This is a genomic window from Catenovulum sp. SX2 (assembly GCF_052056295.1).
Classification (GTDB): Bacteria; Pseudomonadota; Gammaproteobacteria; order Enterobacterales; family Alteromonadaceae; genus Catenovulum.
Window position 1 is genome coordinate 3,767,048 of record NZ_CP182493.1, and the last position, 26,169, is coordinate 3,793,216.

21 protein-coding genes are annotated in these 26,169 nt (G+C 39.2%); 6 read left to right on the forward strand and 15 right to left on the reverse strand.

Translation table 11 applies throughout. The features are described from left to right. Positions 1–82 precede the first annotated feature (82 nt). Positions 83–883, forward strand: coding sequence for a TatD family hydrolase (locus ACMZOO_RS15905; protein WP_440904288.1), 801 nt, complete (start codon positions 83–85; stop codon positions 881–883). On the opposite strand, the gene ACMZOO_RS15910 is transcribed toward ACMZOO_RS15905, so the two are convergent. The 7 genes from ACMZOO_RS15910 to ACMZOO_RS15940 form a co-directional block, all read right to left on the reverse strand. Continuing rightward, a complete protein-coding gene (locus tag ACMZOO_RS15910) occupies positions 880–1,944 on the reverse strand; it encodes an SPOR domain-containing protein (RefSeq protein WP_440904289.1) in 1,065 nt (354 codons plus the stop codon). The two genes, ACMZOO_RS15905 and ACMZOO_RS15910, sit on opposite strands and share 4 nt — an antisense overlap. A 15-nt stretch (positions 1,945–1,959) precedes the next feature. Then, positions 1,960–2,952 (reverse strand): sterol desaturase family protein, encoded by a 993-nt coding sequence (locus tag ACMZOO_RS15915; protein WP_440904290.1) that lies wholly within the window; start codon positions 2,950–2,952, stop codon positions 1,960–1,962. Positions 2,953–2,957: 5 nt separating this feature from the next. Then, a complete protein-coding gene (locus tag ACMZOO_RS15920; protein WP_440904291.1) occupies positions 2,958–5,162 on the reverse strand; it encodes a TonB-dependent receptor family protein in 2,205 nt (734 codons plus the stop codon). 32 nt (positions 5,163–5,194) lie between these two features. Next, positions 5,195–6,418: an imelysin family protein gene (locus tag ACMZOO_RS15925; RefSeq protein ID WP_440904292.1), complete on the reverse strand. Its 1,224-nt coding sequence runs from the start codon at positions 6,416–6,418 to the stop codon at positions 5,195–5,197. A gap of 128 nt (positions 6,419–6,546) precedes the next feature. Next, on the reverse strand, positions 6,547–8,247 hold the full coding sequence (locus ACMZOO_RS15930) for a DUF4856 domain-containing protein (RefSeq protein WP_440904293.1): 1,701 nt from the start codon (positions 8,245–8,247) through the stop codon (positions 6,547–6,549). Positions 8,248–8,490: 243 nt separating this feature from the next. Continuing rightward, a complete protein-coding gene (feoB, locus tag ACMZOO_RS15935; protein ID WP_440904294.1) occupies positions 8,491–10,836 on the reverse strand; it encodes a Fe(2+) transporter permease subunit FeoB in 2,346 nt (781 codons plus the stop codon). Between the two features lie 4 nt (positions 10,837–10,840). Continuing rightward, positions 10,841–11,068, reverse strand: a complete 228-nt coding sequence (locus ACMZOO_RS15940; protein WP_440904295.1) for a FeoA family protein — start codon at positions 11,066–11,068, stop codon at positions 10,841–10,843. 586 nt (positions 11,069–11,654) lie between these two features. Between ACMZOO_RS15940 and ACMZOO_RS15945 the strand changes: the two genes are divergently transcribed. The 3 genes from ACMZOO_RS15945 (at position 11,655) to ACMZOO_RS15955 (ending at position 14,926) form a co-directional block, all read left to right on the forward strand. Then, positions 11,655–12,326 carry a methyl-accepting chemotaxis protein gene (locus ACMZOO_RS15945; RefSeq protein ID WP_440906313.1) on the forward strand — a complete coding sequence of 224 codons (672 nt, stop codon included), beginning with the start codon at positions 11,655–11,657 and terminating at the stop codon, positions 12,324–12,326. Between the two features lie 193 nt (positions 12,327–12,519). Then, positions 12,520–13,206 carry a DUF2982 domain-containing protein gene (locus tag ACMZOO_RS15950; protein ID WP_440904296.1) on the forward strand — a complete coding sequence of 229 codons (687 nt, stop codon included), beginning with the start codon at positions 12,520–12,522 and terminating at the stop codon, positions 13,204–13,206. A gap of 58 nt (positions 13,207–13,264) precedes the next feature. After that, a complete protein-coding gene (locus ACMZOO_RS15955; RefSeq protein WP_440904297.1) occupies positions 13,265–14,926 on the forward strand; it encodes a DUF342 domain-containing protein in 1,662 nt (553 codons plus the stop codon). Positions 14,927–14,943: 17 nt separating this feature from the next. Here the strand turns inward: ACMZOO_RS15955 and ACMZOO_RS15960 are convergent, their stop codons facing one another. From ACMZOO_RS15960 to xseA, 3 genes are all read right to left on the reverse strand, one after another. Then, positions 14,944–15,585, reverse strand: coding sequence for a TcpQ domain-containing protein (locus ACMZOO_RS15960; RefSeq protein WP_440904298.1), 642 nt, complete (start codon positions 15,583–15,585; stop codon positions 14,944–14,946). Positions 15,586–15,651: 66 nt separating this feature from the next. Beyond that, on the reverse strand, positions 15,652–16,575 hold the full coding sequence (lpxL, locus tag ACMZOO_RS15965; protein ID WP_440904299.1) for an LpxL/LpxP family Kdo(2)-lipid IV(A) lauroyl/palmitoleoyl acyltransferase: 924 nt from the start codon (positions 16,573–16,575) through the stop codon (positions 15,652–15,654). A 62-nt stretch (positions 16,576–16,637) separates the two neighbouring features. Beyond that, complete coding sequence (gene xseA / locus ACMZOO_RS15970; protein WP_440904300.1) at positions 16,638–17,975, reverse strand: exodeoxyribonuclease VII large subunit; 1,338 nt, start codon at positions 17,973–17,975, stop codon at positions 16,638–16,640. Positions 17,976–18,148: 173 nt separating this feature from the next. Here xseA and guaB point away from each other — a divergent pair, with 173 nt between their 5' ends. Both guaB and guaA read left to right on the forward strand, forming a co-directional pair. Then, positions 18,149–19,618: an IMP dehydrogenase gene (gene guaB / locus ACMZOO_RS15975; RefSeq protein WP_440904301.1), complete on the forward strand. Its 1,470-nt coding sequence runs from the start codon at positions 18,149–18,151 to the stop codon at positions 19,616–19,618. Positions 19,619–19,698: 80 nt separating this feature from the next. Beyond that, a complete protein-coding gene (gene guaA, locus ACMZOO_RS15980) occupies positions 19,699–21,276 on the forward strand; it encodes a glutamine-hydrolyzing GMP synthase (RefSeq protein WP_440904302.1) in 1,578 nt (525 codons plus the stop codon). Positions 21,277–21,332: 56 nt separating this feature from the next. Here the strand turns inward: guaA and ACMZOO_RS15985 are convergent, their stop codons facing one another. From ACMZOO_RS15985 to minC, 5 genes are all read right to left on the reverse strand, one after another. Continuing rightward, positions 21,333–23,303 carry an acyltransferase family protein gene (locus ACMZOO_RS15985; protein WP_440904303.1) on the reverse strand — a complete coding sequence of 657 codons (1,971 nt, stop codon included), beginning with the start codon at positions 23,301–23,303 and terminating at the stop codon, positions 21,333–21,335. Between the two features lie 222 nt (positions 23,304–23,525). Continuing rightward, positions 23,526–24,164: a GTP cyclohydrolase I FolE gene (gene folE, locus ACMZOO_RS15990; protein ID WP_440904304.1), complete on the reverse strand. Its 639-nt coding sequence runs from the start codon at positions 24,162–24,164 to the stop codon at positions 23,526–23,528. A gap of 96 nt (positions 24,165–24,260) precedes the next feature. After that, the gene (gene minE / locus ACMZOO_RS15995) at positions 24,261–24,524 is read right to left on the reverse strand and encodes a cell division topological specificity factor MinE (RefSeq protein WP_016957192.1); all 264 of its coding nucleotides are present in this window, start codon (positions 24,522–24,524) and stop codon (positions 24,261–24,263) included. 6 nt (positions 24,525–24,530) lie between these two features. After that, positions 24,531–25,340 (reverse strand): septum site-determining protein MinD, encoded by an 810-nt coding sequence (gene minD, locus ACMZOO_RS16000; protein WP_016957193.1) that lies wholly within the window; start codon positions 25,338–25,340, stop codon positions 24,531–24,533. Positions 25,341–25,355: 15 nt separating this feature from the next. Then, complete coding sequence (gene minC, locus ACMZOO_RS16005; RefSeq protein ID WP_440904305.1) at positions 25,356–26,090, reverse strand: septum site-determining protein MinC; 735 nt, start codon at positions 26,088–26,090, stop codon at positions 25,356–25,358. Positions 26,091–26,169 lie beyond the last annotated feature (79 nt).

The following is a 26,169-nucleotide window of genomic DNA, read 5'->3' on the forward strand; positions in this document are numbered from 1 at the left end:
CCCGTTACCGGCGTCTTACCCAAGACATTGTTGTCTTGTTAAATTATATATAGGGCGGTTATTTTGCCTTTCAAGGCTTTTTATGAAATTTTTTGATTCGCACTGCCATTTAGATTTATTGGCCGCCAAAGTGCCATTGGCAAACGTGTACGAGCTAGCACAAAAAAGTAATGTGCAGGCCATGTTAATTCCGGCAACTACACATGGGAGCTGGCAGGCGATTGATGCTTTGCTTTCAAACTCGGCAAAATTGTATAAATCTTACGGTTTTCATCCTTATTTTTTAGCGCAGCATAAGCTTGCTGAAGTGGGCCATTTACTCACCAATAAACTACAACAGGCTGATAAAACTTGTGTTGCAGTGGGTGAAATTGGCTTAGATTATTCGCCGCTTGTTTGTTCTAATCAACAGGTTAACCAAAGGCAAATTCATTTGTTTTTGCAGCAATTGGAAGTTGCTAGTCAATTTAACAAGCCGGTTATTATTCACCATAGAAAAAGCCTTGATGATATTTGCAAATATCTAAAGCAACAAAAGTTCCAATACGGTGGCGTAGTACATGCGTTTTCAGGTAGCGCGCAGCAAGCAAAAAATTTAATCGATTTAGGATTTTATTTAGGTATTGGAGGCACTATTACCTATAACCGAGCGAACAAAACGCAACAAGCGATACAGGCCGTAGGGGTGGATAATTTGTTATTAGAAACCGACAGCCCAGATATGCCGATATTTGGTAAACAAGGCCAGCCGAATCAACCGGGTTTTTTACCTGAAATATTTACCGCTTTACATGCTTTGTTTGCTAATAACTCCAGCTATAAATCACCAGAGTTGTTGGCAGAAAAGCTCTGGGACAACACCCAGAGCTGTTTTGCTATTTAATTAGTTCTAACTATGCCTTTGATAGCAAATTTATCTTCAATTGCTTTTCTTGCCGTATCTGCTGCATTGCGGTTTGCAAAACCAACTGCGTATACTAGGTTTAAACTGTCTTTCTGAACGACTTGAGTTTGATACCCAGAGTTTTCGAGCTTGCTCGCAAGCTGCTTGGCATTGGCTGGATTAGAGAATGCACCTAACTGAATTTTGTATTCACCTAATTCACTGCGTTTTTGCACATTAGTTTCGATTTTTTCCGTTAACTCTTTAGGTTGAGTTTCGGCTTGGCCTTGTGCTTTGCGCTCAGCCATTCTTTGTTCAACTAAAGTTGTAGTGGGTTGAGCAGGTAGCACAGGTGCTGCTGAGACAGGTACCTGTGGTTTGTCTGTCGCATTTGATGCAGGTTGCTGTTGTAGTGTTTGTATCGTTACTTTTTCAGCTTTAACTGGTTTTCTATTGTCAGCTTCAGTTTTATTGGTTGCTATTAATGGTGCCGGTTTGGATATTTCGCCACGCACAACTTTGTCGGTTTTCTCCGCAAAGGTGAAGCGGTAGCTGACGCCAAGTTGTAGGCTAGAGATATCACCAAAATAATTCATGCCTTGAATACGGTTTAAACCTATATTTAAACTTAGCAGATCACTAACTGCCCAGTTCATTGTCACAGCATAATTCAAAGCCGTGTCACCCGGTTTTAACCAAGTTTGTGTGCTATCAGTAATTTCTTGGTTGGCAATTGCCGCACCTAGTTTAAAAGCGACTGAGAGCTTTTGATTAAGCGGAACTGTATATTGATAACCTAGTAAATAAGCAGGTAATGAATTTTTTTGTTCAACATTGTTGTCGTCAATGAATTCGATATTATCAATGTTCAAATAGTCTAAATAAACGCCGCCCCAACTTTTACTATCATAACTAAAACCCAATAAAGCGCCGGCTGAAGGTTTATCTGTGCGAGCTTGGAGATAAGCAGCCGTTAAGTTTATTTCGTCTGCGCATACCTGTAAGGTTGGGATTGTGGTTAAGCTGGCCATTAAAACGGCGGTTAGGCGATTCCGTTGCATAAGCGGTTGTTGTTTTTATTTAGAATTTTCTAAGTGTATGCTTTTTTTATCATTAGTCAAAGTGGCGTTATTTTTTACCGGCTTAATGATAAAAGGCGATAGGTACAAGTTTAATAATGAGTGTGGATTTTTTTGTTTATTTTCAACGCCAAAGCTTAACTTGTATGGACGTTTTTTACTTGCCAAGCGCAAACTTAAAAATAATTTATCCCAAATGGCCAATGCTGTACCAAAATTACAGTCGTAATATTGTGCTTGTTTACCATGATGAAGTTGGTGTTGCGCAGGGCTGATAAAAACATGCTCAAGCTTACCCCAACTCCACCATACGTGTGAGTGGCGCAAATTTGCCCCCGCAAGATTAAAAACAAATACAAATGCGTTGGCACCCAATATATCTAACATAGTGAGAAATGGGCCATACATGCTCATGCAAATGCCAATTGCTAAACCTTGTACTAAGGTCATACGCATCGCATAGAGTAAATTTTCAATAGGGTGACTGCGATATATAGTTAGTGGGGTTAATACATCTGCACTGTGATGAATTTGGTGAAAACGCCATAACACAGGGATTTTGTGCAACAACATATGCAGTAAAAAGCGTGAAAAATCATCCAATAAAAACAGCACTAGGGTGAATACCCAAATAGCCATTTGACTACCAACAACGGGTTTTGATGATAATTCGAATAATTCACTGATAAAAAGATTGGTGTTGATGGCTATGGGGGCGGCTGCGAATAAAAACGGCACTATCAACAAGGCTTTGATAAATTTGTTTAAAAGCATTAATTGGTAATCAGCTTGGGCACTTTTGTGCAGCCAAACTTTTTTGTTGAAGAGGTATTTTATTAAGCCGTTTTGCCGGGGTGAGCTTAGGGTAAAAAAGTAGACAGCTATGGCAATTAGGGTTGAGCTGGCTAGATAGAGTGCAAAAATGCGTTTGTTGGCGTCGGTAATATTCGACGCCAACTCAAGCAAATTTAATTGCAGCCAGTCTAGCATATTGACTACAAGCTAACTTTGTAGCCTAAAACAAACATGCGAGGTTTACCCGGGCGCGCGCCGTTCGGGCGACTACTAATAATGTTTATTTCATCGGTAATATTGTCTACTTTTAAATAAACAGATTGTGCAGATGAAATAAAATAACTCGCAGATAAATCAAAGATGGTTTGTGCTTCGATTACACTGCCTGATAGATTAACACCATCGCCGGCAGCTTCTTGCATTTCGCCTGTGTATTTAGCTTGTAAGTTCACTTGCCAATCATCAGCAGCTAAACCTGTTGTTAAGGTAAAGCTGTGATCCGGTTGATAAGGCATGCTATCACCTTTGTTAATTTCACCCCACTGCGGGTAGTCAGAATCAAAACTTTGTTGGAACTCTGAATTGATGTAACTATAGGTAATACTCCACGGCATATCTAAGCTAGAGGACAAACTTAAACGCGAAGCTAAGTGAGCTTCTATGCCAAATACATTTACGTCGCCGCCGTTAAAGTCTGCATCTAATTCACAATTAGATGATTGTGAAAACGAACAGCTTTCTTTTAAATTACTATAGTCGTTAAAGAAACCAACAATTTCACCATTAATTTGGTTGTTGTTAAACCTAAAACCAACTTCGTAGTTTATGCTTTTTTCAGCTTCAACATTTTCATCATTTTGCTGTGGGCTGCTCGGTACATAACCTTCATGTATACCTGCAAATACACCATAATCTTCATCTAATTTGTAAAAAGCACTGATGCTAGGCAACCAAATTCGGCTGTCTTTTTTCAGGTAATCAAGCTCGTTATTGCCATTTATGTAATGTGAATCGATAAACTCACCACGCACACCTGCTGTTAACGTCAGCGCTTCTAAAGTAACAGTGTCTTGAATATATACAGATATAGCATCAGATTTTTCTTGGTTAACCGTAGTGAAGGTTTTGTCATTTTGGTTGGTAACTTGACCACCTACAGCCATGGCATAAGTTTCTTCAAAATGGTCACGGTTGATATAGTCTTGATGCAAACGAACACCAGCATCTAACTTATGCTCTAAACCAATAAAGTTAAAACTAAAACCTAAGTCTGACTGTATGCCACGAGAGCGGTAGCTTCTGTCATTGGTACCTAAGATAAACTCGCCGCTGCCTGTGCCGGTTAAAATTTGGTAATAACTTTGATTGGTCTCAGTTGTTGGGTTAATCAGTACGTCTAATAAAGACGGTGTATTTGCACCAAAGCTTGATACTTTAGCCCAATCACGCGCAAAGTTATGTTGGTAGATACGAGTAGTGATATCAAACGCGCCTTGCTCGTAATAATGAGTCAATTGAATGGTGTCGTGATCCCAATTCATTTGGTCATTTTGTGAAGCTGCGTAGCGTCTATATGGATTGGCTGCCAAATCTTCGCGGGTTAAACCTAAGTAGGTTTCATCTGATTGTTCGGTTGCGTACGCAAGTTTTATCTCAACAAAGTTTTTCATTTTTCCTTGGCTAAAATCATAATTGAATTTAGCCATAACATCTGATTTTTCAAAACCTGTCGTTTGTTCAGAAAAGTCTATTGTTTTAAAACCGTCTGCACGTGTATATAAACCTTCAATTAAATAACCAAAATGATTACTGGTGTTGCCGTGATACGCGTGAATTTTGCCGTATTGGTCAGAGCCATAAGCAATATCCAAAGCGGTTGTTGCCATATCAGGCACTTCGCGGGTTACTAAATTAAGTGCACCGGCAACTGTATTTGGGCCATATTTAATTGCTGCTGGGCCTTTAAATACCTCAACGGCTGTCATGCGGCTAACCATAGGGAAATAATAAGCAGAAGGTGCAGAGTAGGGGGCTGGTGAAATTAATACACCATCTTCCATCAAAGATATTTTTTTACTGCGCTCTGGTGTAGCACCACGAAAACCTATGTTCGGGCGTAAACCATAACCATCTTCTTCACGAATATTGACACCAGGTACTGTAGCTAAAATTTTATTGATGTCGTCAAATTCAAATTTTTCTAATTCAGCTTCTGACACTAAGCTAGTGGCGCCGCCTTGGGTGCGTAGTTTGTCATGTGAGCCTAAAATTTGTATCCGCTCATAAAAACGACTATCACTGCTATTTTCTTCCGTCGCGTTTGCTGCCTCAGCTGCGAAAACTGGCGCATTTAACCCTATTAAACTGGTTGTAACGGCCAAAGTAACTTTTGAAATTTTGCTCATTGTTATTTTATCCAAACCTTAAAAACCGTTAATTAATCGTTGTCGCCAGCAGATGTTTCTGGCAGATCAACCGCTAAACTTGTAATAAAATGTGTTTTTAATTGGTCAGTCGCTACTTTTATCTGTGTATGTAGCGTTAGGTAGCGGTTGTAGTCTTCATTTTGAGTGGTAATTGCAGTGGCGAAATCACTATTTATGCTTGCAAGCGTTGCTTGGGCATCTGTAATCGCTTTAATGATAGTATCAGAAGTTTCTTTGTCACCAACTGCATCTAAAAAGTCATCAAAACCGAGTGCATCTTCGTTATCAGCCGCTAAGCTATCCGTTGCGCCAGTAAATAATTGATAAAATGTCGCTAAATTATTGCCGATAGCTGCTTTACTTAATTTGGCGTATCTTGCTTCGATCAAATCTTCGTTAGCTGTAGTTGGACATGAACTAGGACCGACAGATAAAGGGCAGCCTAGTTTTACATCTTTTAATTGGTAGTCTAGATAAAACAGTGCTTGACCAAGGGCATTGATTGCTGCTTTGGCATCACCATTTTTTAGCTGATTAACGTAAGCTGAATCACCTTGTTGCCAGGCATTTTGCCAAGTAGTTAAATTTGCTTCAAGTTCAGTGTGCACAGCTTGCAAATAGTTACACTGACGCTCTAGTTGAGTTTGTTCTGCTAGGTCGTTCCAGCCAACAAGCGCACCAGATTCAACTCGGCATGAATGTTCAGTTGTTGATTTGAACAACAGATATTCTTGGGCAAATAATCCTTTGCGCTCATTTAACCTTTGACTCAGTTGGTAAGCTTGGCCATTTACTTCGCCTGCGTGATAAAAAGCGACTTCTTGGTCGACACCACATGCCGCTGTACTTGGCCAAGAATTAATTTTATCTCTTAATGCGAAAAAATCAGTGGCGAGCGGTTCTAGTTGCAGCATCTCTATATGTTGCCAGCTTAAAAAGCTCTGAGTAAAAGCTTGTTGTAGAACTTGCTGTTTATCAGCAACTTGACTGTTTGCTGTGACTGCCGCGCAGTAGTCATTCAGCGCTATTGTTTGTTGCTCAAATGCACTTAAGAAAGTTTGATGTTTTGGTAAAACCACATTGTCGACTAGGTGATTGATAAGCTCTGCTTCGGTGAATTTAGCGACCAGACCGTATTCTGGGCCTTTTTCACTTGTTGTTTTTTCTCCACAGCCGAAAATTGATAAGCTTGTAGCGGCAATAGCGATAGCGCTTATGGTATTTCGCAATTTCATGCAGCTTTTCTCTCGTTAAAGTTATTGTGATTTATATACGACAAAAGGTTAGGTGCATAACACCTAACCTTTGTGTGATTATGTTGACTGCAAGTAATATTTGACTTGCGGCCTTGTACTATAGCTGATTACCAGCTCTCTGCAACTGCTTGGTCGAACTCATATCTGATTACTAAGATATTACGCGCCATTTTCAATTCTCCGATATAGAATCCTTTTCCTGCAACATTTACATTAGGTCGATCACCCACTAGATTATTTATTGCAGCAAAGTCGACATCATCTATTTTGCTTGCTGGGTTAAATTGTAAACCCAATAAGAAACCTTTTAATTCAGACCAGTGTTTAGCCAAATCAGCTGTTGCAATACCATCGTCGATACCTTCTAAATCATTAATGGTATCGTTAATGTAGTGAATAACTGTGGCAGCAATAGATTTTTCCCAAGCTAATACAGCTTGATCGCGATAACCTTGAAGCTCAGTCATTTGCGCGGTAGTTAATGCATTGCCAGCATTTGCATTAATTAATGCGCGGCCTTTTAAGAAGCCTTCCATTGCATCTTTAGTTAAATCAGTTGTGCCATTGCTACCACGATCGCGTTTTGCCGCATTGGTAGAGTTACCGAAGTTGTATTCGCTGTTTAGGTCGATTTTTCCGTCCATATTTGTGTCGTAATAACCATTGCTCCAGCCATCACGTCCACCTTTAGCTGCTAATTCATCGTCTGTATAAGATAAGTAGTCACGCGCAGCGCCAAAATAACCAAAACCTTCATCCCATTGGTGTTCTAAGTTGGTATAGGTTTTACCATCAACGATAGCAGTGTTGTCAGCTTTTAAACCTTTGCCATCTACGTCATCACTCAAATAGTCGTCAGTACCTTGTTGGAAAGCTACTGCACCTAACAAGAATTTTTGGATTAATTGTTTTAAGTCTTGGCCTTCAGGCGTGATATAAATATTTGCTTCACCGGCGTTAAATTTTGCAAGAGCGTTATCTGCTAATTTATCAAATAAGCGCAGTAACAAACCTTCGGGGGTATTTTCAAAAGTACCTAAGAAAGCATTGCTAAAACCAATAAAAGTATCACCAGCATTCCAATCTTTGTGATCGGTTGCACTATCATTACCGGCAATTTTTCCTTGTAGATTTTTTCCAGTAGAAATGGCGTTAACATTTGCTTGTTCGCTATTGGCTACCAAAGTAAGGTCTTTTGCGAGAATAGCAGCCACATCTACGTCGTCAGCGGAATTGGCTGAAGCGTAATAATACGCATGTAATTTTGCTAAAATTTCAGCTTTTGTTGCTACTTCTGTGCTATTTAAGTCTGCTTCTAAACCAGAGGAAATATAGTTATTTAATTCAGCAATAATTGCATGGCGCGCAATTTGGCCACTATAACTAACAGTACTTTCCCCATTACCGTCATAAAAACCGTAAAAATCTAGAACGTCATCTACTTTAACAACAATCGTTTCTTCTTTTTGCATTTCGCCATCAGAAACGATAATTGCTAGGGGAATTTCAGGTTGTGGTGTGCCTTTTGGCTCATAATCTAAGCTTTTTCCTGCAATTAGTTTTAATGTGTTGCCGTCTATTTCAAAGTTTTCATCAGCACCACTTGCTAAAGTGAAAGTAACTGCGTTGCCTTGGTCGTCAGTTGCTGAAAGTGTACCAACAGTCGCGCCCACTGTATTTTCTGCAACTGTATTGCTAGAAAGTGTTACGCCATATGGTGCGGTATTTTTATCGTCAGAGCTGCTCCCACAAGCAGTTAATGACAAAGCTAAAGCAGAGAAGATTACTGAGTGTTTGAAATTAAACATATAACACATGTTCCTTTAAATCTTAGTGGCTATGAAAATGAGAGTAATTTTTATTTCTGTGTGAATTATACAAGAGAGCTTATACGAATCAATATCATTTAGAAAACGAAATAAATTTTATTTATATAGTCCACTAATAGATAAAGGGCAAATTATTCGCCGCATTTTCTGTAGAGACTTTAATTAAGGGGCGTAGCGTTGCAATATTGGAGCAGGCAAAGTAGCTTTGCCTGCTTTATTAGTTTATTGAATATTGACAATAGGTATCAGTAAAGCTTCTTTTTTCGCGAGTTTTTTACCATGTAATCGCATTAAGAGTAGGACTAATGCGACTATAGCTGCGCATGAAGCAAGCCAAATTGCACTGAAATATGGGTTGGCGCTAAAAGTAGCTACTTGGTAAATAACTGATGCTGTAATATAAGCTAAACCTGTTGACCAAAGTGCAATAAAGCTCATCCATTTAAAGCCAGCTTCACGATACATAGCACCCATAACGGCAACACAAGGTGTATATAACAATACAAATACTAAATAAGAAAACGCAGCAGCTGTGCTACCAAATAATAACGCCATTGCTTGAAAGGTTGATATTTGCACACCTTGTGCATCGGCTGCACTGGTTAAGTCTTGTTCGCTGATAATACCTAAACCAAGCGGGTCAAAAATATTGTTATACATATCAACTAAGTTATCTGGAATGGTTTGCCAAGCTTCAGCAAAGCGCTCTGTTAGGCTAAATTCACTCGATTCTTCCTCGGCTAAATCGCTTGCTTGGCCTATATCCATTTGTCCATATAACGCATCAAGCGTACCGACAACTGCTTCTTTAGCGAATATACCTGTGAATATACCCACGGTTGCAGGCCAATTTTGTTGTTGTACACCAATAGGTTCAAATACTGGTGTAATGGTGCGACTAATTTCACTTAATACAGATTGTTCTGAATCTTGGTTACCAAAAGTGCCATCAGTTCCCCATGAGTTTAAGAAACTTAATAAGGTAACTACAACAACTATGGTTTTACCGGCACGGGTAATAAATCCATGTAATTTGTCCCAGGTTTTTAATAGTACGTTTTTCGCTGACGGCATATGGTAAGCCGGAAGCTCCATAATAAAAGGCGTTAAACTTGGTTTGAAAAGAGTTCTTTTTAATAACATGCCTGTCAAAATTGCCATAACTATACCCAATAGATAAAGCAAAAAGACCACGTTGTGACCACTGTTAGCGAAAAAAGCTGCGGCAAAAAGGGCATATACGGACAAACGTGCACCACACGACATAAAAGGCGACATAGCTATGGTTAACAGCCTGTCTTTGTGTGTGTCTAAAGTACGACTGGCCATTACTGATGGCACGTTACAGCCAAAGCCAACAATAAGAGGCACAAAAGATTTGCCAGGTAAACCAACTGCGCGCATAAATCTGTCCATAACAAATGCGGCACGTGCCATATAGCCAGAATCTTCAATGACAGATAAGAAAAAATATAAACCTGCAATTACCGGAATAAAGGTAGCAACAAGTTGAATACCACCACCAATACCATCACTCAACAATGTGACTAACCAAAGCGGTAAACCAAGTGATTGATAAAAAATGGCTGCACCTTCAACAAAAACTGCTGCAAAGGTGATGTCAAAAAAGTCGATAAACGCTCCACCTACATTTATTGCAAAAATAAACATGCAGTACATCACCAATAAAAAAACGGGTATGCCTAGCCATCGGTTTAATACTATGTCGTCAATGTAATCCGTCAGTGTGCGTTTATCTGCTTGTGCTTGTTGATAAACTTGGGCTAGCCAGTTTTGAATCACTTGATATCTATGATTTGCTTTGAGTGACTGGCAATTTTGGTCAAGCAACTCTGCGAGCTCTTTTGCTTGGCTTAGTTCAACGTTTAACCAGTTGGCCAATGATTCGGCATTTTTTTGATAATTTTCTGGAGAGGTTGAGAGCTGCTTAATCTGCTCTTCGGTTAGTGAGCTTAGTTCTGGCTGAAGCTGGGATAAACTTGTTGGTTCTACACCTTGTTCCAACTCTTGCACAACTTCTGCTTTTTGTTGCAGCTGCACTAAACTATTTTCAATGGCTAATTGTAATTCTTCAATGCCAAGTTTTTTAATCGCCGAGATACTAACAACAGGGACTTTTAGCAAAGAAGACAGCTTAGCTGTATCAATTTTTATACCTTGTTTTTCTGCCACGTCTTGCATGTTCAACACAAGAATGACTTTTGCACCCATTTCGATTAACTGCGTCGTTAAATATAAACTGCGCTCAAGGCGAGTGGCGTCAACTATGTTTAAAACCAAATTACCTTTGTGGCTCTGTAAGTAATCGCGTGCAATTTTTTCGTCTAACGATAATTCCTGCTCTTCATTTTCTAACGAATAAGTACCAGGTAAATCGGTAATTTCAATCTTTTGTTTGTTTTTTAGATAGCTGATGCCTGTTTTTTTTTCGACTGTGACACCAGCCCAGTTGCCAACTTTTTGTTTTGAACCAGTTAATAAATTAAATAAGGTGGTTTTACCACAGTTTGGGTTGCCTATTACCGATACGGTATCTGTGCTTTGCATATGCTTATTTTATCTCTACCTGAATTGTTTGTGCTTCAGCTTTACGTAAACTCAAACTAAAACCTCGAACTTCTATCTCCATTGGATCGCCCAATGGTGCGAGTCTTTTTACTTTAATTTGCGCACCGGGTGTCATACCCAAAGATAACAACTTTTTACGAAATCCGGCTTCGGTTGGCGCTATTGCTACAACGGTCGCACTTTGCCCAACAGCAATATTGTTTAAGGTCATGGTTTTGCCCTGAGTTATCTTTAATGTAAATAGTATATTGCAAATGATATTGATTATCATCTAAAACAATCAATTAAAGTAAATTGAGATTTTTCCGATAAAAAACTGTTCAAGTTCGCGGACTTAATCTAAAGTTAGTTTAATTGCTGTGGCTGTGAATTGCATTTACTTGTTTTAACAGTGTTTTTGTTTTCAATAATACTGGCTAAAACTTTGGCTTTTGCAAGTTTTATAACTTCTACAGGTGTGCAAAAACCATAGGCAGTTTTCCATTGAATTAAATTGATAAGTTTGTTAAAACTTGATAATTATATTAATAAAATCATTTAGTTAATCTAATAAAGGGTCGGATATGCTGAGTTGGATGAAACCTGCAATACCGGCTGGTAAAACGTTAGTTGACCAGTCTGAGTTAGTTGAGTTAGAGAAAAAAGCGGCCTTGCTTGATAAGCTGTTAGACAGCGATGCCTATGACGTAGCAGAACAAATTAAAGCGAACGCGACTAATGTTAATCATTCTAACCAAGAAGGCTTAGAAATGATTGAGCGTAGTTTCGATATGGTTAAACACTTCATTGAGCAGTCAATGGAAATTGAAGATATTGCTAAAAGTTCACATGAAGCTGCAGCAGAAACGTCAAAAACCAGTGAAGACTGCATCACCGAGTTGGTTAATCTTGTAAATAACATCAGAAGCTCAGCTCAATATATTTCAGAATTTACTCAACTTTTGTCGAACTTAGAAGAAAACAGTAAAAACATCGACCATTTGGTTGAGGCGATTAAAGGTATTGCCGAACAGACTAACTTATTAGCCTTGAATGCAGCGATAGAAGCAGCACGTGCTGGTGAGCATGGCCGAGGATTTGCTGTAGTAGCAGATGAAGTTAGATCACTAGCGAATACGGCTAACCAATCAGCAGATCAAATTCAAACTGAAATGCGCAAAATTATGGATATTTCAGGCTCAATTATTACTAAGCAAAAGGAAGTTGAAGAGCTAATTGATAATAGCGTTACAATTGCTGATACCACAAGTGAGCAGCTAAGTTCATTGGTTAGTGTTGCGAAAAGCAGCGCACAATCTATGGCTAACATGATTGAACAAATTAAAGTTCAATTAGAAAACTCTGAAGCTATTCAAGAAACAATGCAGCAATTAGTCAGTCAAACTCATGGCGCAATTGAAGGCGCAGATGCAAGTTCGACACTGAGCTCAGAACTGTTGCACAGTTTAGAAAGTATTCGTAGATATTAATTTATATGTCACCCAACATTATGTTGGGTGACATAGTTTGGCTATTCAGTAATTATGTGGAAGCAGTTATACAAATTATTATGGCCAAATTGCCCTAAGTGTCGTAAATGGCGCTTAATGCTTATTTGGGGGGCGTGCATGCTTTGGTATGTTTTAGATGTTTACCTCCCACGTTTGTCTGGATAGCTGAGTTATGCCACAGCTAGATACTATATATATCAAATCTTCCGCAAAACAACATGGTTATAGCTTGGCTTTTTATAGCGCTATAGCTTTTGTTATCTCACTTATTCTTTATCTTCAGTTTTCTGAAATAGCTAAACTACCGCTGCTATTTTTGATGATGTGCACTGTAGTCTCATTTGTGATCGCCTTGTTTAAGTTACAAGAGCCTGATTTGAGTTTTATGTTGAATAACCAAGGCGTGTTATACCACCATAAGCGTGGTTTTATGCTGGTGGAGTGGGGCAATATTAGACGAATTGGCATTCCAAGTGTTCAACATGGTTTAGATAACAAAGAGTTATCCTACATTGGATTAAACTTAAAAGATCCAGAAAAATTGTTAGGCGCGGTTAGTTTGCGGTTAATCTCGCATTTGTTGATGGAACAGCGGGCAATTTTGCACAAATACTTGATGAATGATTGCCCAACAGGCACTTGTCCGAGTGATATAACACTAAATACCGAACCTTATAAATCTGCATCTGGCCATGTATATAAAGGGTTGAGAGGCATGTTTGCACATAGAATGGAATGGCTCAAAAAACTCAGTGGTTATGACTTACTGATCCCCGAAACGGCATTTGACCGCTCGTCAACTGAATTTGCGAAATTGTTGAAAGAATACAAAGCGCATTTCGAAAAATTTGAGAATTAACAGCAAATATGATTTATTGGCATTTGTTTTGGCTGTTGTTGTTTAGGTACGGATAAATATGTCGCAATTTGAATTCACGTTAGATGAAGATAAAAACCGAGTAGTTGCGACGACTCAAATTGATAAAAATGCTTCTCCAATCAAAGACTCGCTCATCAAAGAGCTGTTTAGCCAAAGCGATGTTGCAAATTGTTATTTGTTAGATAACTTGGTGGCCGATTGTGTTGCTTTGTATAACGAAAAGCTAACACAACTCACATCATCAGAGCCAATTGAATTCTCATCACCTATCGCTGAACGTCGTCATGGTAAAGCTAAAGTGATAGTTTCGCCAGACGCTATGTCTGCAAAAATTGAACTGACTGGCCCATATGGCGGCGAGCCGTTAACTGCTAATCAAATTTTACGTGTGGTCACTAAACAAGGTGTGACCATGGGTATTGATAAAGCTGCAGTTGAAAAATTAGCGCTTGAAGGGCAGGACAGTAAAGCTGGTCAACTTCTTGTTGCTGAGATTGCGCGTGGGCAGCAGCCAGTAAAAGGGGATGATAGTTTTTTTGAAGCGCTGACAAAAAATGCGCGAGACCGAATATTACAGCCACAAGAAGTCAATGATTCAGGCAAAGTGGATATGCGTGATTTAGGCGAGTTGATATCGGTAAAACCTGGAGATGTTTTGGTTAAAAGACATTTGCCAACCCATGGTAAACCTGGTTTTACTGTTAAGGGCGATGCTCTGTCAGCCGTTCCTGGCGAGTTACTTGATTTTGATATTGGCGAAGGTACTGAGATTTCCGCAAGCGATGAAAATTTATTGGTCGCGTTAAACGCGGGTTTACCTTATATCACAGATACAGGCGCAAGAGTTGATGATGTACTTGAGTTAAAAGGTGTAGACGTTTCTACTGGCCATATTGATTTTGACGGCGGAGTTATTGTGAATGGCAATGTCGCCGAAGGAATGCGTTTAAAAGCCAAAGGCAATGTGACTATCAATGGTTTTGTTGAAAATGCCTATTTAGAAGTTGATGGTGATATCACAGTTTTGAGTGGGATTATCGGTCGAAAGGTCGAAGACGAACAAATTTCAGACGAAACAGAATTCTCTTGTCAAATTAAAGCCACAGGCGTGGTGTGTAGTAAGTATATCCAGTACGCTAGAATATCAACCACTAAAGATGTTGTGTTCTCTAGTCAAATTTCACATTCATTTATTAAAGCTAAATCTGTTGTTGGTGGAGCGGAAAACTCACCAATGGGCAAAATTATTAGTGGTTGTTTTCACGTCGATAACTTTTTAGCTTGTGCAACCATTGGCGCGCCAGCTTCTACCGCTCTGCACATTACTTTATATCCAAACTATCAAGCGGATGTGACGAAAAAGCAGGCTGTATTTAAACGCTTAAAAGACAAAGCGCATGAATTAGAGTTGTTACGTTCAAATTGGTTAAAACTAAAAGAAAAAGGGATCAGTGAAGAAAAAAATAACCAAATCGCAACTAGATACAAAGAACGTGAGCTCAAAGTCAAAAAACTTAAACGAGCTTATTTATTGTTGGAAAAGAAAATTCAACAAAAAGTAAAAGAAGTTTATGTTTACGCTAGTCGAACTATGTTTAGCCATATATACATTCATTGTGGCGAACTAAACAAGTTAACAACCGGCGAGCACACCAATAGCCGAGTTAAAATTATTGATAGAAAGTTTATCCGCCAATAAGGCTTTTGAAGCAGTGGTTACCTAAACAAGCGCCATTGGCTTGAATCGTCTGAGCGGGCCGGTGCGCAATTATCTCTGATATAATGTTCAACAACATCTGTTACCACTAAAGTGCGCTGCAGCGGGCAGAAGAAGGCATAAACATCACGCTCAAAATCACTGTCAATTGCGGTACTCATTTTATACAAAGTACCCACTGTGGTTTCTTCAACTCTGAAGGGTAATTTGACGACAAAGTCTCTGTCTAACCACCAAACTAAATGCATGTTTTCTTCGGCGGCCATTTCTTGCATGCGCTCACGCAGTGTATCACCTTGAACGAAACGACGGTTTTGTCGTTTGCCCACCCAAGAACCACTGACCGAGCGGGTTGCAACACCGATTTTTTGCAATTCTTGTGTGAGGGTGCTATCTGGTTTTTTTAGGTCAATTACATATTGTTCATCACCTTGACCAGCCATAGCTTTGTCGTATTTTTCTTTAAGATCAGAATAGAAGTTACCAAAGCCTTCCATTGCTTTACGTGAGCCTTCTTTACTAGTGTTTGAAGCTGAGCTAATGGTATCTCGAGTGATTATTGGACTTTCATACATAATAATATATGCGCCGATAAATATGAGGACTATAGCCGCAGTTGCGTGCCGGATCCAAAACCACATGATTCACTTCCAGTTATAAAGATATCCTAGGGGCATCAGGTTATTAAATTGTTGAGTGATTTTCAATCATTTGTACACTGATGGTGCATTTTTGTCTGGGCGTGTTTTGAACCTACGGTGCAACCACATATATTGCTCCGGCGCTTGGCGTATACCCTGTTCAATTAACTTATTGAGATAAGCTGCATCGGCTTCGTCGTTACCCGTTGGGTAATTGGTTAATGCAGGTGTGATAGTAATTTTATACCCTCGGGCATTTTTGAGCCTTTGGGTGTGAGCAATAACAACTTGGCAATTTGATTGACCAACAAATAAAGTTGTGCCAGTGGTGGTACATGCTTGTGGCTCAGCAAAAAATCGTACAAATGCACAGCGACGACGACCATAATCTTGATCCGGCAAATAAATACAGGATTCATTTTCGGCTAACGCGTGTAATAAACCTTTGACATTTTTTGCGCCAATTAAATATTTGTTGTCGCGTGCGCGGCCATGGTATTGAAAATATTCCATTAGCGCGTTGTTATGAGGTCGGTAAAAAGCGACATTCGGATTCTTTAAACCCAATATTCGGCCACAGATCTCTAAACACATCATATGGTAAGCAACAACCAAAACACCTTTGCCGTGTTTTTTTGCTGTTTCTATATGCTCTATACCCTCATAGTGACATAAAGATTTGAGCCGCCAAGTTGGCCAAAACCAACCCATACTAGACTCAAAAAATGCAATACCAGCAGAATCAAAATTTGCCTTAAGCATTTTTGTTTTTTCTGCAACTGACAATTCTGGAAAACAAATATCTATGTTTGTTTTGGCAATATGACGACGGCGCTTTGCTAGATAATAGAGCAAACGGCCAACCACAACACCTAAACCCAGCTGTAATCTATAAGGTAGCCAACTGATTAAATATAAAATGGCTAAGCCTAACCAAGTAAACCAATATTTAGGCAAGAAAAAACGCCAGCTAAATTGTGGTATTTCCAAAACAAATGTCCTAATAAGCTAAATGCGCAGGCATTTTATTTACATCGTTAAATGACTGCAAGTTAAGACTCTGTTTTACTGATAATTTGGCTATGAATTATCCCATCTGCAACTTTATGCTCTAACCTGTCACCCTCCTCAACTTGTTGAATGGATTTAACCGCTTTGCCATGAATACTTGTGATGGAAAAGCCACGGTTTAGGGTGTTGAGTGGGCTGAGAGTGTTGAGCTGTTGCGCTAAATAGTGCAATTGGTCGAATTTTTTATTCAGTACTTTTTCAATTTTTGCATCTAGATTTTGAGTTAAATAACTAAGCTGTTGTTGTTGGCGACTTAACAAATATTTGGGGTTATGCTCGGCGAGCCTTTGTTGCAGTGACACCAATTTATTTTGATTTCTGTGTAATTGTGCATTCAGCTTTTGCGCTAACCTTAATTCAGCTTCGTCTAACCATTGTTGTTTAAGTTGAACTTGATTAAGTGGATTTAATCGAGTTAATTGGTGCTGCAAAGCATTAAATTTATGATTTAGCTCATTTATTTTGAGCTGCATGGCGTGTTCAAGTTTATGTTGCAAATGCGGTAACTTAGTTTGCACATCTAAACTAGTTTGACTCACTAACTCAGCCGCCGCTGAAGGGGTAGCTGCGCGAATATCTGCGACAAAGTCGCAAATGGTAAAGTCAGTTTCATGGCCGACAGCACTAATAACACACTTATCTATCTGGTGAATAGTATAGGCCAAGGTTTCGTTATTAAATGCCCACAAATCTTCGATTGAACCACCACCACGGCCAACAATAATCACATCACATTTATTATCTTCTGAGGCCCAATGAAGTTTTTGGCAAATATCCATAGCGGCGTTTTCACCTTGAACTAAACATGGATATATCTCTACTTCAATATTTGGCGCTCGGCGCGCTAAAATACTGATAATATCGTGAATGGCAGCGCCTTTGGCGGATGTTACTACGGCAACCCGGCTAATATTGGTAGGGAGGGGCTGCTTTAAATCAGCGGCAAATAAACCCTCGTTATTCAGTTTGTTTTTTAGTGCATCAAACTCTAGCTGCAATTTGCCCACGCCGGCTGGTTGCATGGACTCCACCACAAGTTGGAATTCGCCGCGTGGTTGGTACAAGCTAGCATTGGCTCTGAGTAGAATTTGCGAACCATCTTTTACTGGAAAAGAAACACGGTTATTGGCACTTTTAAACATAGCGCAGCGAACTTGTGCTCTATCGTCTTTTAAAGAGAAATACCAATGACCAGAGCTGGCTTTAACTAAATTAGATATTTCACCTTCTAACCAGATGTGGCTAAAATTTTGTTCAATTAAATATTTAATTTGGCCATTTAACTGGCTAACAGATAATACGTTGGCTGAAGTCGACATTAGGCTTAAATAAAGCTTTTGATATGCAATTGGCCGTTAATGTTAAAGGTAATTACCCTTTATAGGCAAATTTAATCCAAAATAAATAAAATATAAGTTTACCTAACCCATCAAAGTCGTTAAAATTCTGCCGCAACTATATATACCCTGAAACCTTTTGGTGAGAAGTTGCAATGCTAAGAATCGCTCAAGAAGCTTTAACGTTTGATGACGTTCTCCTTGTACCCGGTCATTCGACCGTGTTGCCGCATACTGCGGATTTAACAACCCAATTAACTAAAAAAATTCGCTTAAACATTCCTATGTTAGCTGCTGCTATGGATACAGTAACAGACGCGCGTTTAGCTATTGCGCTAGCGCAAGAAGGCGGATTAGGTTTTATCCATAAAAACATGACAATTGCTGAGCAAGCAGCTCAAGTTAGTCAAGTTAAGAAATTTGAATCAGGTATTGTATCTGACCCAATTACTGTAACGCCTGAAATGACAATTCAAGAGGTTATTGAATTGTCAGAGCAAGTTAAGTTTTCTGGTTTCCCTGTTGTTGACGCAGACAATAACCTAGTTGGCATTTGTACCGCGCGTGACATTCGTTTTGAAACCAACTTACAATTGCCTGTTACTTCAATTATGACGCCTAAAGATAAGTTAGTAACTATCAAAGAAGGCGAAAAATCAGAAGTGATTCTTGATTTAATGCACCGTCACCGTATTGAAAAAGTATTGGTAGTAGACGATGCATTTAAACTAGCAGGTATGGTTACAGTTAAAGATTATTACAAAGCTGAAAACAAACCAAATGCCTGTAAAGACGAGTTTGGTCGTTTACGTGTTGGTGCAGCTGTTGGTGTTGGTGCTGGTACAGATGAGCGTGTAAAAGCCTTAGTAGAGGCGGGTGCTGATGTAATCTTAGTCGATACTTCACATGGTCACTCACAAGGTGTTATTGACCGTGTTAAATGGGTACGTGAGCAATTCCCTAAAGTACAATTAATTGCTGGTAACGTAGCAACTGCTGAAGGCGCGATAGCGCTAGCTGACGCAGGTGTTGATGCTGTTAAAGTTGGTATCGGCCCAGGTTCTATTTGTACTACACGCATTGTAACAGGTTGTGGTGTACCACAAATTACCGCGGTTGCAGATGCTGCTGCAGCGTTAAAAGAGCGCGGTATTCCAGTTATTGCCGATGGTGGTATTCGTTTTTCTGGTGATGTTGCTAAAGCATTAGCAGCAGGTGCTAGCTGTGTGATGGTTGGTTCAATGTTTGCTGGTACTGAAGAAGCGCCAGGTGAAGTTGAATTATTCCAAGGCCGTTATTACAAATCATATCGTGGTATGGGTTCGCTTGGTGCAATGAGCCAAAAAGAAGGTTCAAGCGATCGTTATTTCCAAAAATCGAATGAAGCTGACAAGTTAGTACCTGAAGGTATTGAAGGCCGTATCGCGTATAAAGGTCCATTAGCCAATATTATCCATCAACAAATGGGTGGTTTACGTTCAGCTATGGGTCTAACTGGTTGCGGTACAATTGAAGCGTTAAATACCAAAGCTATGTTTGTGAAAATCACTTCAGCTGGTATGGGCGAGTCACATGTACATGACGTGCAAATTACTAAAGAAGCACCAAACTACCGTTTAGGTTAATACGTTAACCGCTAAATAATTCTAGGGCTAGCCTTTGCGAAAAGGCTGGCCTTCTTCATTTATAAGACTGGATATTACTAATGAGTAAAAATATTCATGACAGCCGAATTCTTATCTTAGATTTTGGTTCGCAGTACACTCAATTAATTGCTCGCCGTGTTCGTGAAATAGGCGTTTATTGTGAGCTTTGGGCATGGGACGTAACCGAAGAACAAATTAAAGAATTTAATCCTAACGCGATTATTCTTGCTGGTGGCCCTGAATCAGTTACCGAAGAAAATTCACCTCGAGCACCTCGATACGTTTTTGAAGCGGGTGTGCCTGTGTTGGGTATCTGCTATGGCATGCAAACCATGTCACACCAGCTTGGTGGCTCGGTTGAAGTTTCTATGGAGCGTGAATTTGGTTACGCGCAAGTTGAAGTGGTTTCAGAATCTGCGTTGGTTAAAAATATTGAAGACTCAATTGCAGCCGACGGCAATGCGTTATTAGATGTTTGGATGTCTCATGGCGATAAAGTAAGTGCTATTCCGGCTGATTTTAAAGTAGTTGCACAAACTGACAACTGTCCATTCGCAATTATGTCGAATGAAGAAAAGCGTTTTTACGGTGTGCAGTTCCACCCAGAAGTAACCCATACTAAACAAGGTATGCGTTTATTAGAAAACTTTGTTTGTAATATTGCGGGTTGTGAAAAACTTTGGACTTCAGCGTCAATCATCGAAGATGCAATTGCTAAAATGAAAGAGCAAGTAGGTGATGACGAAGTTATTTTAGGTCTTTCTGGTGGTGTTGATTCTTCAGTAGTTGCTATGCTGTTACACCGTGCTATTGGTGATAAGTTAACTTGTGTATTTGTTGATAACGGTTTATTGCGTTTAAACGAAGGTCAGCAAGTTATGGATATGTTTGGTGATCACTTTGGTTTAAATATCATTAAAGTGGATGCCGAAGATCGTTTCTTAGACCGTTTAGCCGGTGAAAATGATCCAGAGAAAAAACGTAAAATTATCGGCAACGTTTTTGTTGATGTGTTTGAAGAAGAATCGAAAAAACTGGCTAATGCTAAATGGTTAGCACAAGGCACTATTTATCCTGATGTCATTGAATCAGCCGCGTCTAAAACAGGTAAAGCGCATGTAATTAAATCGCACCATAACGTAGGTGGATTACCTGATTACATGAAACTAGGTTTAGTTGAACCATTGCGTGAATTATTTAAAGATGAAGTACGAAAAATCGGCTTAGAATTAGGTTTGCCGTACGACATGTTATATCGTCATCCATTCCCAGGTCCGGGTTTAGGTGTGCGTATTTTAGGTGAAGTGAAGAAAGAATACGCTGATTTATTGCGTCGTGCTGATGCTATCTTCATCGAAGAATTACGTGCGGATGGTTTGTACGACAAAGTATCTCAAGCCTTTACAGTATTCTTACCTGTGCGCTCTGTTGGTGTTATGGGTGATGGCCGTAAATATGACTGGGTTGTTAGCTTACGAGCAGTTGAAACAATCGACTTTATGACAGCTCATTGGGCGCATTTACCGTATGATTTCTTAGGTAAGGTTTCTAACCGTATCATTAACGAAATTGATGGTATCTCACGTGTTGTTTACGATATTTCTGGTAAGCCACCAGCGACTATTGAGTGGGAATAATTCAGTATGAACCGAGGACTGAAAGTTCTCGGTTCAGGCTTATTAATTGCTTTTGCTTATTGGCTTTCGTCCATTTCTTTGTATCCCTTAGATAGCATATACTTGATCATTCTCCCACCGAAAGCTTTTTCTCCAGTATCACTGATGTGTCTATAGTCAGAATAAGTTGGTTTACCATCAATAATTAAATCTCTTGGGAACTCTAAAGCGAAGGCTTTAAACTTTGAAATATAGGGTATATCGAACTTGCTTAATTCTTTAACAAACATTTTATCAACATATTTTGTTAGCTCGACTGCGTTCTGCGACACAATATCACCTAATTGTTCAGAATAAGGCCGTTCATAATCCCAGTAGATTGGAGAGGTTTTTAATGGCGGAAGCATACCAATCATAATTACATTGAGAGAATAATCATTCCTAATCGTTGCCAAATAATGCGCGACCTCTCGAACTTTTTCTTCAGATAGATCACTTGTGTTAGCGTAGTCTAAGCGGTTGATTTTAAATAATCTATCTGGTGTCTGAGTATACAATACGTGTGAAATGTGTTCTGAATGGCTAGCAGCAAAATCCTTGAAGTCTTCGTATTGGCATTTGGGTAAATCTTTTTGATTGCCATCAAATGTATGTGCTCGGCAGAACCCTCTAGACACACTAACCACAAACGGATTAGAGGTTACTGATGCTAAGGCGTTGTACATATCCATTCCATGACTTCCACCTAAAATAAATATTGCTCTTCCATATTTTTTTGAACAAGCATCGAATCTACTGATAAATTTTTGATTAAATTCTTTAGACCAAAATTTACACTCGTTATCGTCAAACATAACTTGATGAGTATGTGAGTCGTTGGCTTCAGCTAGTTTTTCGAACCGAGCCATATTTTCTGGCGATATTATATTTTGGATGACTAAGTTTTGTCTAAGAAGTATCCCGCAAACAAAAATGGTTATCATCGCCACTGCTGAAAGCCTCACTATGCTGTTTTTATTGAACTTGACTTTATTTCTAAAAGGAACCTCAACATACTTCCAGGTTAAATAGCTCAGTAGAAAAGTGAGAGAAATAGCAATAATGATTTGGCCTGGATTAAGATGTATCGAATAGTTTTTTTTCAGTAAAGCTAAGATTGGTTGGTGCCAAAGGTACAAGCTATAGCTGATCAAACCAATAAATGAAATATATCTAAATGACAATAGTCTCCCAACAAGGTTATTTGGCTGTGAAAACAATAAGATTAATGTTGTGCCCATAACCGGAAATAAGGTCAAAGAGGTCGGGTGTGAAGTTGATGGTGTAAATAACAAATATGAGATAGCAATTAAAGATATACCTATGATTGAAAGGGGGGATGAAAAACTATCCCTGATGCTTTTTATTTTAGTTGAAGAGTATAATATGGCGGCTATTCCTCCAGTTAAAAGCTCCCAAGCCCTGGACGGTAATAGGTAGAAATTTGCATGTGGATGATTGATTGCACCCCATTCGGAGATAGTGAGGCTGACGATTGATATAAGCACGAAAGACGTAACTATGGCTCTTTTATTCAGTGCAAATATAGCCGTAATAAACAGTGGGAAAAAAATATAGTACTGTTCTTCAACGGCCAAACTCCAAGTGTGAAGCATAGGGGAAAGTTCAGATGCGGAGCCGAAGTAGCCTGAAGTTTGCCAGAAATATATATTGGATGAAAAAAGAACAGTACTTAATACACTGTCACCGTAGTCGCCAATATATTTTGGGTGCCCACTTACAAATGGTACAACTATAGAGGTTACTAATATGACTATAGTTAAAGCAGGTAATATTCTTCTGGCTCTGCGCTCGTAAAAAGTTGCGAGCGAAAACTTCCCTGACTCTAATTCTTTAACTAAAATAGACGTGATTAAAAAACCGCTTATAACAAAAAATACGTCAACACCTAAGAACCCGCCCGAAACGAAAGGCAATCCTGAGTGCACCCAAATAACTGGAAGTATGGCTACAGCTCTAAGCCCATCTATTTCTTTTCTATAGTTCAATGGTATTGTTCCCTAATTTATAAAAGTCGCACCTTAATACTTAGCCACCTGTTATTGCTCGCATTTTAAGCATACGCTTTGAGTTATAGCGAGTCTAGTTAAAATAATAGTTTCTATAGAAGAGTTTTGAGAAAAAGGAATGTTTTGCTGTGTAGAACATCATGAACAAACAGCAAAACTGCAGCCTTTTAACTAATTTAAAGCGGGATGTTTTGTTATGAGTTAAGCCAAAAACTCTTGTCTAGTACTTGGATTGCTTTTAAATAAACCACCCAATGCGGTTGTTTGTGTCAGTGAATTTGCATCCATAACACCTCGGGCTTTTACACAAAAGTGAGTGGCTTTGATGGACACTGCAACGTCATCAGTTTCTAACAAAGTCTGTAAAGCAACTAATATTTGTTGGGTTAATCTTTCTTGCACTTGTGGACGCTGGGCGAAAAATCGCACAATACGATTGATTTTAGATAAACCTATAACTTTGTCTTTCGGTATGTAAGCTACGCGAGCATAACCGTCTATGGTAATAAAATGATGCTCACAGGTACTGCTAACGCTGATTTGATCAACAGTGATCATTTCATCTACGCCCATCTTATTTTCGATGTCAGTTACTTTAGGGAATTTGTCATAATCTAATCCACCAAATATTTCGTTCACATACATTTTGGCGATGCGTTTTGGTGTTTCAGCTAAAGAGTCGTCAGTTAAATCTAACCCAAGAATTTGCATAACAGCCGTCATATGCTCGGCTATTTTTAGCTTCTTGTCGTCAGCTGACAATGTGGTTTCAACTTGTGGGGTTTCAAGGTTTTTAGCAATTAAAGCTTGTTTAACTTTTAATGCTGCGCTACTCGCCATGGGTACTCCGTTTGCTGCAGTGTCGTTTTATTGGTTTGCCCGATTTCAGGTTAGTTATACGAATAAAACGACGCTATAGTTTGCAACACACTGATATTATTTGTCGTCTTCCGGTAGGGTAACGTTTAACTCTAACACCGACAAATCATCTTCATTTTGTTCAAGTTGAACAGAAATCGCACTAGAGTCGATATTAATGTAATACTTGCGGATTACTTCAAGTATATCTTTTTCCATTGCACTGAGTGTTTCAGAAGTATCATCCGCTCTGCGTCGTTGCGCTACAATAATTTGCAAACGCTCCTTAGCTTGGTTTGCCGCGGTTGTTTTCTTTGGGCGAAAATAACTTAGTAATGACATAATCCATTAACCTCCGAATAAGCGTTTAAAGATGCCTTTTTTCTCTTCCTCAATAAAACGATATTCTTTTTCATTACCTAACAATCGCTCTATCGTGTCCATATAAGCTTGGCCGGCATCACTTTGTTCGTCCAAAATTACAGGTTCACCTACGTTAGAAGCACGCAGTACAGCTTGAGATTCAGGGATCACACCAATTAACTTAACCGCCAAAATTTCGCAAACATCTTCTACACTTAACATATCACCACGTTCAACACGTCCTGGGTTGTAGCGAGTTAATAATAAATGTTCTTTTACTGGCTCTTTGCCTTCTTCAGCACGGCGAGATTTTGAAGCTAAAATACCTAAAATTCGGTCTGAGTCACGGACTGATGAAACTTCAGGGTTAGTTACAACTATGGCTTCGTCTGCAAAATAAAGTGCCATTAAAGCACCTTGTTCTATACCTGCTGGGCTATCACAAATAATATAGTCGAAAGTTTCAGATAATTCATTGAGGACTTTTTCAACACCTTCACGGGTTAACGCATCTTTGTCACGCGTTTGTGAAGCTGGCAAAATGTATAAACCATCAACTCTTTTATCTTTAATTAGTGTTTGGTTTAAGTTTGAGTCACCATTAATTACATTTACAAAGTCGTAAACAACGCGGCGCTCAACACCCATAATTAAGTCTAAGTTACGTAAACCTATATCAAAGTCGATAATAACTGTTTTAAAGCCTTTTAAAGCTAAACCTGTACCTAAAGCTGCGCTTGATGTCGTTTTACCAACACCACCTTTACCCGAGGTCACAACAATAATACGAGCCATTTAATTACTCCCTCACTAAATCTCTAAACTTGAAACGGTTATTTTATCGCCGTCTAAATAAATACAACCAGACTGTTGCCAACACACTTTTTGTAGTTGCTCGCTTGTCCAGTAGTTACCGTTAATACTAATTAATTCTGCTTCAATTTTTTGCGCAAATATGCGAGCACTATCGTTGCCTTTTGCACCGGCAACTGCACGGCCGCGTAGGCTTCCGTAAATATGAATATTGCCATCTGCAATCACTTCAGCACCGTTGCTCACTGCGCCAATAACCACTAAATCAGTGTCGCGTGCGTAAATTTGCTGACCAGAGCGCAAATTTTGTTTAACTACCATAGCTGGTTTGTAAGTTGGCACTTCAACTTCAACCGGTACTTCAACTCGCTCGTAACGTACTTGTGTTTGTACTGGTGCATTTGTATCAGTTGGGGTTATTTGGCCTTTTGCTGCGTTTAACGTCGCTAAACCGGCAGCTTTTGCTGCAACTTTTTGCTCGTCTGTTGCACCAGCTATGCCAACAACAACCAGCTTCAACTGTTCAAAAGTTTGTTTTAATAATTGAAAGTCAACAGCTTCACCGTTTAGTTTTTCGATGTTTACGACAATTGGAGCCATCATGAAAAATTGAGGTGCTTGGGAAATTTTACTTTCTAAAGCTTGCGCCGCTGCTGCTAAATCATTATTTTGCAAATGCAAAACTGACAGGGTAAAACCACTGCCTTTAAGTTCGATATTGGTATCTGACATTGTTGGTGTTGTTATTTTATTTGCTCTGTGAAAGTTAGCGCGCACATGAGATTGTGCTATATAAACTTGCTCAACATGG

Excerpts from the sequence above, each read along its gene's own strand:
- ACMZOO_RS15905 (WP_440904288.1), top strand. The coding sequence starts at position 83 with ATGAAATTTTTTGATTCGCACTGCCATTTAGATTTATTGGCCGCCAAA.
- ACMZOO_RS15910 (WP_440904289.1), bottom strand. The coding sequence starts at position 1,944 with ATGCAACGGAATCGCCTAACCGCCGTTTTAATGGCCAGCTTAACCACA.
- ACMZOO_RS15915 (WP_440904290.1), bottom strand. The coding sequence starts at position 2,952 with ATGCTAGACTGGCTGCAATTAAATTTGCTTGAGTTGGCGTCGAATATT.
- ACMZOO_RS15920 (WP_440904291.1), bottom strand. The coding sequence starts at position 5,162 with ATGAGCAAAATTTCAAAAGTTACTTTGGCCGTTACAACCAGTTTAATA.
- ACMZOO_RS15925 (WP_440904292.1), bottom strand. The coding sequence starts at position 6,418 with ATGAAATTGCGAAATACCATAAGCGCTATCGCTATTGCCGCTACAAGC.
- ACMZOO_RS15930 (WP_440904293.1), bottom strand. The coding sequence starts at position 8,247 with ATGTTTAATTTCAAACACTCAGTAATCTTCTCTGCTTTAGCTTTGTCA.
- feoB (WP_440904294.1), bottom strand. The coding sequence starts at position 10,836 with ATGCAAAGCACAGATACCGTATCGGTAATAGGCAACCCAAACTGTGGT.
- ACMZOO_RS15940 (WP_440904295.1), bottom strand. The coding sequence starts at position 11,068 with ATGACCTTAAACAATATTGCTGTTGGGCAAAGTGCGACCGTTGTAGCA.
- ACMZOO_RS15945 (WP_440906313.1), top strand. The coding sequence starts at position 11,655 with ATGGAAATTGAAGATATTGCTAAAAGTTCACATGAAGCTGCAGCAGAA.
- ACMZOO_RS15950 (WP_440904296.1), top strand. The coding sequence starts at position 12,520 with ATGCCACAGCTAGATACTATATATATCAAATCTTCCGCAAAACAACAT.
- ACMZOO_RS15955 (WP_440904297.1), top strand. The coding sequence starts at position 13,265 with ATGTCGCAATTTGAATTCACGTTAGATGAAGATAAAAACCGAGTAGTT.
- ACMZOO_RS15960 (WP_440904298.1), bottom strand. The coding sequence starts at position 15,585 with ATGTGGTTTTGGATCCGGCACGCAACTGCGGCTATAGTCCTCATATTT.
- xseA (WP_440904300.1), bottom strand. The coding sequence starts at position 17,975 with ATGTCGACTTCAGCCAACGTATTATCTGTTAGCCAGTTAAATGGCCAA.
- guaB (WP_440904301.1), top strand. The coding sequence starts at position 18,149 with ATGCTAAGAATCGCTCAAGAAGCTTTAACGTTTGATGACGTTCTCCTT.
- guaA (WP_440904302.1), top strand. The coding sequence starts at position 19,699 with ATGAGTAAAAATATTCATGACAGCCGAATTCTTATCTTAGATTTTGGT.
- folE (WP_440904304.1), bottom strand. The coding sequence starts at position 24,164 with ATGGCGAGTAGCGCAGCATTAAAAGTTAAACAAGCTTTAATTGCTAAA.
- minE (WP_016957192.1), bottom strand. The coding sequence starts at position 24,524 with ATGTCATTACTAAGTTATTTTCGCCCAAAGAAAACAACCGCGGCAAAC.
- minD (WP_016957193.1), bottom strand. The coding sequence starts at position 25,340 with ATGGCTCGTATTATTGTTGTGACCTCGGGTAAAGGTGGTGTTGGTAAA.
- minC (WP_440904305.1), bottom strand. The coding sequence starts at position 26,090 with ATGTCAGATACCAATATCGAACTTAAAGGCAGTGGTTTTACCCTGTCA.